Source organism: Flavobacterium branchiophilum NBRC 15030 = ATCC 35035 (genome assembly GCF_002217205.1).
Taxonomy (GTDB): domain Bacteria; phylum Bacteroidota; class Bacteroidia; order Flavobacteriales; family Flavobacteriaceae; genus Flavobacterium; species Flavobacterium branchiophilum.
Window position 1 is genome coordinate 1 of the sequence record NZ_MUGT01000231.1, and the last position, 2,412, is coordinate 2,412.

Consider the following 2,412-nt stretch of genomic DNA (forward strand, 5'->3'; position numbering starts at 1 on the left):
TAACTAAACGACATTGAATCATATATAGAAAAGAAACAATTAAATTTGGGGCTAAACTCGAATCCAAAAATTGACGAAAAAGAAATTCTAATTATTAAAAATAGGTATAAAAACGAAATGCAAAAATAGAAAACCATTTGATAACAACTAGAGAGTACACATTTTTTTCATCGTTTTTTTATTGTATTCATAATTACTTCGTATTTCATTGCGACTGAAAACCGAACTGCGAAAACCTTGCTGTTTTTTACAATATTTTAAGAACTCGCTGATAAAATTAATATCAAACATGACAGAACTAAAACTTTACAAATCTAACTCAAAAGGATTTAAAATTCTTGCTATGTCTTTGCCTTTTGTTTCAATTGGAATTTGGATGATTGCTGAAAATCACAATGGAACATTTGACTTTTATATGGGTTGGTTTATTACTTCTTTTTTTGGTTTAGGAATTCTAATAATTATTTTTAATTTTTTAGACAAAAGACCGCAAATAGTAATATATGAAAATGGAATTTGGAACAGAACGACAAAACAGAACGAAATCAAATGGGAACAAATTAAGGAGTGTTACTTGATAGATATTTATAATCAAAAATTCATTTCTATTGTTACGAACGAAACATTTGCGCTCAAAAAAAATACTTTTAGTTGGTTAAACAAGTTGAATAAATATGTTGCAGCTCAAGAAATGAACATAAATTTAGGCCTAATAAACATTGACGAAAACAAACTGACAGATTTTATCAACAATATTAGATTGTCAGAAAAAAGTCTTCGAAATAATCAAATCAAGAACTTCAATTCTAATTTGACTATGAAAAAAGTCTCAAATACTCAAAAATACATTGCTAATTTGCTAATTTTAATTTGTTTGCTTATTGCTTCTTTTAGTAATTTATATGCGTTTTGGGTTATGATGATTACTATGGGGATTGGAGGTTTCATAGGAAAGTGGTTTAGAGGAACAAATAATAATTCCAATTTGAGAAAATACGCTTTTCGAATAGTTTATTTAGGATTTACTAATATGGTTTTATATTTACTTATTATTAAATGCTATGAGTACACAACAAAAAATATTGGAACGAAATTGACTAATGAAATAGAAAATTATAAAACTAAAAATGGAAATTATCCACATGAAATAAAAACATTAAACAAAAAACTAAACTTAAACCTATTTGAAAAATATATTGTAGATAAAATAGACTACAAAAAAACAGATAAAGAATATATGCTAGAGCTTATGTTCTTAAATCAGAACTTGAAAGAATTTGACAAAGAACATAAAGAATGGGATTAATTCTGCCAACAACACTTAACCTATCATTACACCTAAAAAACAACCAATAAAAATAAACAACCATGCGTTAAACCGATTACATTCTCGCTCCTTATAGAGTTATCGAAAAGTTTTTGTTAGCATTTCAAGAGGATCTAGTCCCTCTTTTTTTTTGAAAATTTGTAAATAAATGCTATTTTATTTCAGTGTTTTTTATTATTTTTGAAAAATATTTAACGGCAGTTTTTTCACAGGCTTTCGTTGACCGACAGTTGTTCGAAAATACGTAGAAGTAAACAATTAGTAAAAACATTGTTTTCTGAATGACTTAGGAAATCAGAAACGTGAAATTTTGAAAACAGAATGTTAAATGTTTTTACAAAAAAATACAAATAACAAAACCGTCAAAAAACATCTAACAAATTATTAAAAACAATAGAAATATGAAATATGAAACATGAAATTATTGAAAAAATTTTATTGTCTATAGGACTTTTAAATCTTTTAACCTTTTTGTTGTTTCTGATATTTGGAAATGATGATGGTTGGTTTGTTGTAAATTTACCTTACGTTATAGAAAAAATAATATTTTTTTATATACCAATTGTTTTTACAATATTTTCAATAATTCTTTTTGCAGTTGAATATTACAAAAATCGAAATAAAAACTGGTATTATTTTTTCTTAATTACAATTTCATATTTGCCTGTTTTGCTTTTTGTTGTACTATCAGTTCACAGACCAGCACATTGATTGATTGTATTGAGTTTAAATATTATTCAAAAAATTTTTAATGTAAATTTAAAATATCAGAAGTTCAAAAGGTGATTATTTGTAAAAATGATTTCAACTAAATTTAACCGAACCTACAATCGAGTTGACTGCCACGATGAATAAGGACAGGGAGAGCCTCTCAATTGTTTACATTCACGAAAACCAAAAAAGCAAGGCACAGATTCAACACATAAACACATCAATAAAAAGTAACTGATTATCGGGAACAATGGTATCCTCCAAACTAGAAAGACGCATTTGTAAACGGGCTATTCCTGTGATATGTTGCATGGTTAAATGTACAAAAATTAATAATAAAAAACACTGTTTTATTTTATTTTTTTATTATTTTT

General features: G+C 26.1%; 1 protein-coding gene. It reads left to right on the forward strand.

Going from position 1 to position 2,412, the window contains the following annotated elements:
- Window positions 1-289 precede the first annotated feature (289 nt).
- The gene (locus B0A58_RS16085; RefSeq protein ID WP_089081877.1) at window positions 290-1,306 is read left to right on the forward strand and encodes an STM3941 family protein; all 1,017 of its coding nucleotides are present in this window, start codon (window positions 290-292) and stop codon (window positions 1,304-1,306) included.
- The last annotated feature ends 1,106 nt before the right edge of the window (window positions 1,307-2,412 follow it).